The sequence below is a fragment of the Lederbergia sp. NSJ-179 genome (genome assembly GCF_022867885.1).
Lineage (GTDB): Bacteria > Bacillota > Bacilli > Bacillales > Bacillaceae_C > Lederbergia.
In genome coordinates this window covers 133,857-141,098 of record NZ_JALIFP010000010.1, presented here as the reverse complement: position 1 = coordinate 141,098, position 7,242 = coordinate 133,857, and the positions used below count along the sequence as shown (strand labels likewise).

Here is a 7,242-nt window from a genome sequence, read left to right as displayed (position 1 = left end):
GTGGAGAAATGTATCCAGAGTATTATAAAGGCCTACATGGACAGGAATATAAATTATCGGATTTCCTCTAGTCTGGGTGGATAGAAAAGGACCGGGCGGGGTTTGCCCGGTTTTTCTTATTAATCCCCCATTAAAGCAACCATTAAAGCTTTTTGGGCGTGCAATCGATTTTCAACTTCATCAAAGACAAAAGATTGGGGTCCATCAATCACCTCAGCCGTTACCTCTTGCCCCCTTTTCGCAGGAAGACAATGAAGGAAGATCGCTTCTTTGTCCGCATATCCCATTAGTTCCGTGTTCACTTGATAGGGTTGGAATGTTTTTAATCTAACCTCTTCTTCCTCTTCCCATCCCATGCTCGTCCAAACATCCGTGTACACGGCGTCCGCTTTTTCGACAGCTGTTTTCGGATCATTTGTTATGATTAGGACTGCCCCTGTATCTTGAGCGATGTTCGTTGCTACATTAATGATCTCTTGTTTTGGTTCATATCCTTGCGGTGATGCGATAGCACAATCAACCCCAAGCTTAGCACAAGCAATCATTAAAGAATGGGCCATATTATTTCCATCCCCAATATAAGCCAGTTTTCGGCCTTTTAGATCCCCTTTCACTTCATAAAGCGTCATTAAATCGGCTAACGCTTGGCATGGGTGAAAGTCATCGGTTAAGGCATTGATTACAGGGACAGCAGAGTGTGCGGCTAATTCTTCTACTCCTGCATGTTCATGGGAACGAATCATAATCCCATCCACATAACGGGATAAAACCTTCGCAGTATCCGGAATCGTTTCCCCTCTCCCTAATTGAATATCATTACGGCTTAAAAACAAGGCATGGCCTCCTAGTTGATTCATACCAACCTCAAAGGAAACGCGCGTTCTTGTTGAAGATTTTTCAAAAATCATTCCTAATGTTTTTCCTTTTAAATAAGGGTGCGCAATCCCTTGTTTTTGCATTTTCTTTAAATCAATCGCATTTTCGATTAGCTGAACAATTTCTTCTGATGAAAAGTCAGCCAAGGTTAAAAAATGCCTGCCTTTTAATGGATTCGCTATTGTCTCCATTATATCACCCTCTCTTTCTCGTAGTTCTTTAAATGCCATTCTTGTAGTGATACAGGGATGCTAGCTTCTTCTTTCATGACTTTTAAAAGAGCCAGCAATGTCTCCATCTCTGTGATCACTTTGTGCTGGGCTGCTGATGCCGCCATTCGTCTTGAAGCGGAAAGTTCGGTTTCTCCAAAACTAATCAGGATGGAACCCCTGCTGTTTTTTAACCACTCATTAAAGGTAAGGTCATCATTAGCCATTGAAACACCATATCTATTTAAAGCTTCTTTTACTTCTGTAAAATCAGTTTCATCCACATCCACATATACGGTTAAATCGCGCTGGTTCGTATTCAAATTCCAATGAACAGCTTTGGTTAATGCTTCATCAAAAGTATGCCCAAAGGCAATTACTTCTCCCGTCGATTTCATTTCAGGTGTTAAAACTGGATCAACGCCATCCAGTTTTCCAGTTGAAAATACAGGATTTTTTATTGCATAATAATTTTGAATGGTTTGTTTTTCTCCTTCAACTTCTTTTCCAAGCAGAATATCGATACATTCCTCAATAAGATTGACACCCGTCATCTTACTAATAATCGGTACTGTACGTGAGGCCCTTGGATTTACTTCTAACACATACACTTCATCCTGATAAAGAACAAATTGCACATTGAAAATACCCTTGAAGGCCAATTTCCTGGCCATTTTCTCGGCAAAATCATAAGCTTTCTTTTGGTCTGCTATCGAAATCGTTGTTGGAGGTGTCACCGCCATACTGTCGCCTGAGTGCACTCCTGCTTTTTCAATATGTTCAAAAAATCCAGGTACATAAATGTCTCGTCCATTCGATAATACATCAATCTCCATCTCTGTCCCTTTATAATAAGCATCTATCAATACGGGGTAGATAATTTTTTCCAAATGCTTTTGCAAATCCTTTTCCCGTTCAATAATGAGCATCCCCTGGCCACCAATCACATAGGAAGGACGTAATAGAAGGGGATAACCTATTTCCCTTACCTTTTTCAATAATTCCTTTTCACTGGAAGCCGAAACACCAGGAATATGAGGGATATTTAAATCTTGCAATAAGGTATAAAAACGATCACGATCTTCAAAAATATCAATCTGTTCTTGTGAAATGGACAGCAACGGAGCGCCATTTTCTTCTAACGCCTTAGCCAGATTGATCGACGTCTGACCTCCCAATTGAATAATAACGCCATCAGGTTTTTCATATTCAAGTACATTTAACACGTCTTCTACACAAAGCGGTTCAAAATATAAGCGATCCGCTATTTGAAAATCTGTACTCACCGTACCTGGGTTATTATTAATCAAAATAGCCTCATAGCCGGCCTTTTTTAAGGCTAAAACACCGTGGACTGTACAATAATCAAATTCAATCCCCTGACCAATTCTCACAGGGCCTGAACCAATGATCGCTATTTTTGGCTGATCATTTTTTGCAACAGAGTCCCCTTCCCCTTTCCAAGTGGAATAGAAATAAGGAGCGGCAGCAGGATATACACCAGCACAGGAATCGACCATATTATAAACAGGTTGAACACCTAATTCCTTTAGCTTGGCACGAACTTGCTTTAGAGTGGTTTTCCAAACATTTGCCAACCATTGATCGGAAAATCCTAGCCCTTTTATTTTTTGTAAAAAAGCCCGGTCTATTTGAGAAAAATTCGTTTCTTTGATCTCTTCCTCTGTTTGCACCAATAGCTGAAGGCTTTCTAAGAAGAATGGTTGAATCGATGTGGCCTTATGGATTTCTTGAACAGAGACTCCACGTCTCATTAACTCCATAATTGAGAAAAAACGTAGATCGTCTGGTAAACGGACAGATTGCCAAAGTTCCTCATCCTGATAAGCGGCAAGACCGTTAAATTCGAGACCCAAGGTTGGCATTTCTAACGAACGAACAGCTTTCTGGAGAGCACCTGTGAGATGGCGATCAATCGCCATAATCTCTCCCGTCGCTTTCATTTGGGTGCCCAATTTCCGATCAGCTTCTGTAAATTTATCAAATGGCCATCTTGGCATTTTGACAACGGTATAATCGACAACAGGCTCCATACTGGCAAAAGTGACGCCTGTAACAGGGTTGGTTAATTCATGTAAATGATAACCTAATCCTAGTTTTGCCGCCATTTTTGCTATCGGATAGCCTGTGGCTTTTGATGCTAGTGCAGAAGAGCGGCTTAATCTTGGATTGACTTCAATTAAGTAATATTGACTAGAGTCCGGATCTTGAGCAAACTGAATATTGCATCCACCTACTATTTTCAGTGCACGAATAATGTTTACAGCCGATTTATACAACGTTGCAAACTCATTATCACTTAATGTTTGCTGCGGCGCGATCACAATGGAATCTCCTGTATGAACACCAACCGGATCAAAGTTCTCCATGCTACAAATCGCAATACAAGTATCATTTTCATCCCGAATCATTTCAAATTCTAGTTCTTTAAAACCTGCAATACTCTTTTCAATTAAACATTGCGTGATCGGACTTGCCTCCAGTCCCTTTTTTACGACAGAGACCAGTTCTGCTTCTGACGAAACAATCCCACCTCCGCCTCCTCCAAGAGTATAAGCTGGACGAATAATGACGGGGTAACCAATTTTATTAGCAAAATTTACGGCTTCTGCCACCGTATGAATGATTTCACTTTCTGGAACAGGCTCCCCTAATGTATGCATTAAAGTGCGAAAGGCTTCTCGGTCTTCCCCCTGACGAATCGATTCAGGAGAAGTTCCTAACACTTCCACATTCCATTGATCTAAAATTCCGTCTTCATATAATTTTACCGTTAAATTAAGTCCAGTCTGGCCACCAAGTGTCCCAAGGATGGCATCTGGCTTTTCTTTTTGAATAATTTTTTCAATGCTGGCAACTGTCATTGGTTCAAAATAAACAATATCTGCTATTTGTTCATCCGTCATGATCGTCGCTGGGTTATTATTGACTAACACGACTTCGATTCCTTCTTCTTTTAGAGCCAAACAGGCTTGTGTCCCGGCATAGTCAAATTCAGCAGCCTGACCGATCATGATCGGTCCTGATCCAATGACAAGCACTTTCTTGATGTCATTTCGCTTCGGCATACAACTTTTCCCCTTTACTTTGTTCCAATTGTTGAAAATAAGCATTTTTAATCCATGACTCTAGTTTAAAATTGCTTCCATCAGGATGGAACTGATAGGTTGCAATTGGGTATTCCTGATGAATTAAGCCTTCAATATCACCATCTTGCACGGAAAGGAAAGAGGGTTTAAATCCGGTCTTATCTAGATTTTTCACCGATATATGATAACCATGATTTTGATTTGTTAAGTACACCTGCTTGGTGAAAGTGTGAAAAGTTGCTTGTTTAAAACCTCTATGTCCCCATTTCATTTTTTCAATACCCGCACCAAAGGAAAGGGCAATAATTTGATGCCCTAAACCAAACCCAATGGTTGGATATAATTTTGTCATTTTCGCATATTCTTCAAAATACTTTTGGAAGTGGGCTGGATGACCATTCCCTCCAGAGAAGACAAGTCCGTCTGGTTTTAATTCGGTTATTTCTGAGGCGGTGATTTCACCGGGAACAATTGTTAGTTTGCAATGATATCCTTGTAACCAGTTTAGTAGTGATTTTTTGATCCCAAAGTCTAAAATAACAAGATGTGTATTTCCGGTTGGATGTAAGACTTTTATTTTTTCGGGATTTTCTCTCTTCTGATTACCAAAAGAAGGATTAGTAGAATGATGACCAGCCGTCATTTCAGCTTTCATTTCTCCATCCTTTAAAAGTTGTTTGATGATTGTTCTTGTGTCCATTCCACTCATAATCGGGATCCCATTTTCATTAAAAAATGAAAGCCAGTTATTTTCCGCTTCAGAATAAACAAGCATTTCTTGTTGAATGATTAAAGCGGTCAACTGTAAATCATCACTCTCAAACTTAGTTGGGTCAAAGCGGGAATGGAGAATTCCCGGATATGTGGCGATGACTATTTTTCCTTTTGTCTCAGGATCCGTTACGAATTCTAGGAAATTCCCCATCCCTGTGTAAAAAATCACTTCACCTATACAATAGGTGACATCTCCGTGCCATTGGCCGGTATATTGTTTTCCGTTTGCTAATTGAATGATGCCTTCCATTTCATACCGACTTCCTTTGTATCTTTATAGTAATACATGAATTTTTATACATATCACGTTAAAAAAATAACCATTTTTTTAAACCTTTTGGATTAAGGTTTGCTTCCATATCTCAATCGCTTGATCGATTTCCTGTCTTGTAACAGTTAATGGCGGGAGGAGGCGCAAGACATTGGGACCAGCGTTTAATACGATTAACCCATTCTTTCTTAGTTCAGCCATTAAGGGGGCTACTTCCTCCGAAAATTCGATGCCGATCATTAAACCTTTATGCCGAATGCCTTTAAAAGATGGCCACCGGGAAAAAACATTATTTAATTTTTCCGTTAAATAGTCGCCTTTTTCTGTGACTTCTTTAAGAAAATCCTCTTGAAAGATCATTTGAATTGTCGCCTTTGCCGCTGACATTGCGAGTGGATTTCCTCCAAATGTGGAACCATGACTACCGGGTGAGAAAGTAGCTTTCAATTTTTCCTTCCCAATAATGGCTCCAGTTGGAAAACCGTTCCCCAAACCTTTCGCTGAAGTAATAATATCAGGAGAAAGAGGAAAATGTTGATAAGCAAAAGGTTTTCCAGTTCGACCCATTCCTGTCTGTATCTCATCGACAATTAATAAAGCTTCATACTCCGCGCATAATTTTTCTACTGTCAGCAAAAACTCTTCTGTTGCTGGATGAACCCCACCTTCTCCTTGAATAATTTCAAGCATGACGGCGGCTGTATCTTGATCCATTTCTTGTTCTAATGCTTCGATATGATTAAAAGGAAGATGGACAAAGGTTTCTAGCATAGGCCCGAATCCTTGCTTTACTTTATCTTGACCAGTTGCGGCCATTGTGGCAAAGGTACGTCCATGAAAGGATTGCTGAAATGTAATCACTTTTGATTTACCTGTATATTTTCGGGCTAATTTGATCGCCGCTTCATTTGCTTCCGCGCCGCTATTACAAAAGAAAACCGCATCACCACTAGAAAATTGGGTAAGTCGCTCTGCAACCTCCTCTTGTAAAGTACTTTTAAATAGATTAGAAGTATGCCAAATCGTTCTAGCTTGTTCAGATAGGGCTTCCACTACCTTTGGGTGACAATGACCAAGACCGCACACTCCAATTCCAGATGTAAAGTCTAAGTATGTCTTCCCTTCAGAATCCGTAACAGTTGTCCCGTTACCTGAAACAAGTTCTACATCCCAACGTCCATAATTTTCAAATAGAGAGGTCATCCTACACTCACCGCTTCCTGTTCTTTTAGAATGGTTGTTCCGATAAATTGCCCTTTTCTGAATAGAGGAGATTTTCCACTTACAATCATAACCCTATTCATTCCACCTTCAAGACTCTTAAGGGCAGCTAATACTTTGGGGATCATCCCTCCTGTAATAACGCCGTCCTCAATTAGGGAGTGAATATCTTTTTGGGTGACTTTTTCAAGCATTTGTTCACCTTTTAATACACCTGGAACGTCTGTTACAAATAACATCTTTTCCGCATTCACCGCAACGGCAATCGCTGCAGCGGCAGAATCTGCATTCACATTATAATATTCAGTCGTATTTTTGCCGATGGCGATCGGAGAAATCACTGGCACTAAATCCATAGAAAGTAAGTTCAGCAACAGATCTCGATTAATTTCTGTCACCTCACCAACAAGACCTAGGTTTTCAAAATCTTTTGCTTCCGCTTGGATTAAGCCGCTATCAGACCCAGTCACTCCAATTGCAGATATCCCATTTGTATGCATGGAACGAACGATTTTGTTCGTAATATTCCCCGATAAAACCATTTCTACGACTTCCATTACTTCTCTTGTTGTCTTTCTTAATCCATTGATAAATTCTGATTGTATTTGTAGGTTCTCTAGTAGACGATTAATAGCGGGCCCACCACCATGAACGATAATCGGTTTATAGCCATGTTTCTGTATTTTTTTAATATCTGCAAAAAACTGATCCGTTAAGTCATCAATCATACTGCCGCCGCATTTGATGACGATAATTTTATCCACTTTATTCCCTCCTCCTC

5 protein-coding genes are annotated in these 7,242 nt (G+C 40.1%); all 5 read right to left on the bottom strand.

Annotated elements, in window-relative coordinates:
* Nucleotides 1–119 precede the first annotated feature (119 nt).
* The 5 genes from argF to argB all read right to left on the bottom strand — a co-directional run bounded on the left by argF (nt 120) and on the right by argB (nt 7,225).
* Complete coding sequence (argF, locus tag MUB24_RS10205; protein ID WP_396426730.1) at nt 120–1,070, bottom strand: ornithine carbamoyltransferase; 951 nt, start codon at nt 1,068–1,070, stop codon at nt 120–122.
* Nucleotides 1,067–4,174, bottom strand: coding sequence for a carbamoyl-phosphate synthase (glutamine-hydrolyzing) large subunit (locus MUB24_RS10200; protein ID WP_244703685.1), 3,108 nt, complete (start codon nt 4,172–4,174; stop codon nt 1,067–1,069). Before MUB24_RS10200 ends, argF begins: the two co-directional genes overlap by 4 nt.
* Nucleotides 4,158–5,219 (bottom strand): carbamoyl phosphate synthase small subunit, encoded by a 1,062-nt coding sequence (locus tag MUB24_RS10195; protein WP_244703683.1) that lies wholly within the window; start codon nt 5,217–5,219, stop codon nt 4,158–4,160. The genes MUB24_RS10200 and MUB24_RS10195 overlap by 17 nt, the downstream gene beginning before the upstream one ends.
* Before the next feature lie 78 nt (nt 5,220–5,297).
* A complete protein-coding gene (locus tag MUB24_RS10190; protein WP_244703681.1) occupies nt 5,298–6,443 on the bottom strand; it encodes an acetylornithine transaminase in 1,146 nt (381 codons plus the stop codon).
* Nucleotides 6,440–7,225: an acetylglutamate kinase gene (argB, locus tag MUB24_RS10185; RefSeq protein ID WP_244703680.1), complete on the bottom strand. Its 786-nt coding sequence runs from the start codon at nt 7,223–7,225 to the stop codon at nt 6,440–6,442. Before argB ends, MUB24_RS10190 begins: the two co-directional genes overlap by 4 nt.
* Nucleotides 7,226–7,242: the final 17 nt, after the last annotated feature.

Bases quoted from the DNA above. Each gene is read 5' to 3' on its own strand.
- MUB24_RS10200 (WP_244703685.1), bottom strand. From the start codon at position 4,174: ATGCCGAAGCGAAATGACATCAAGAAAGTGCTTGTCATTGGATCAGGA.
- MUB24_RS10195 (WP_244703683.1), bottom strand. From the start codon at position 5,219: ATGGAAGGCATCATTCAATTAGCAAACGGAAAACAATATACCGGCCAA.
- MUB24_RS10190 (WP_244703681.1), bottom strand. From the start codon at position 6,443: ATGACCTCTCTATTTGAAAATTATGGACGTTGGGATGTAGAACTTGTT.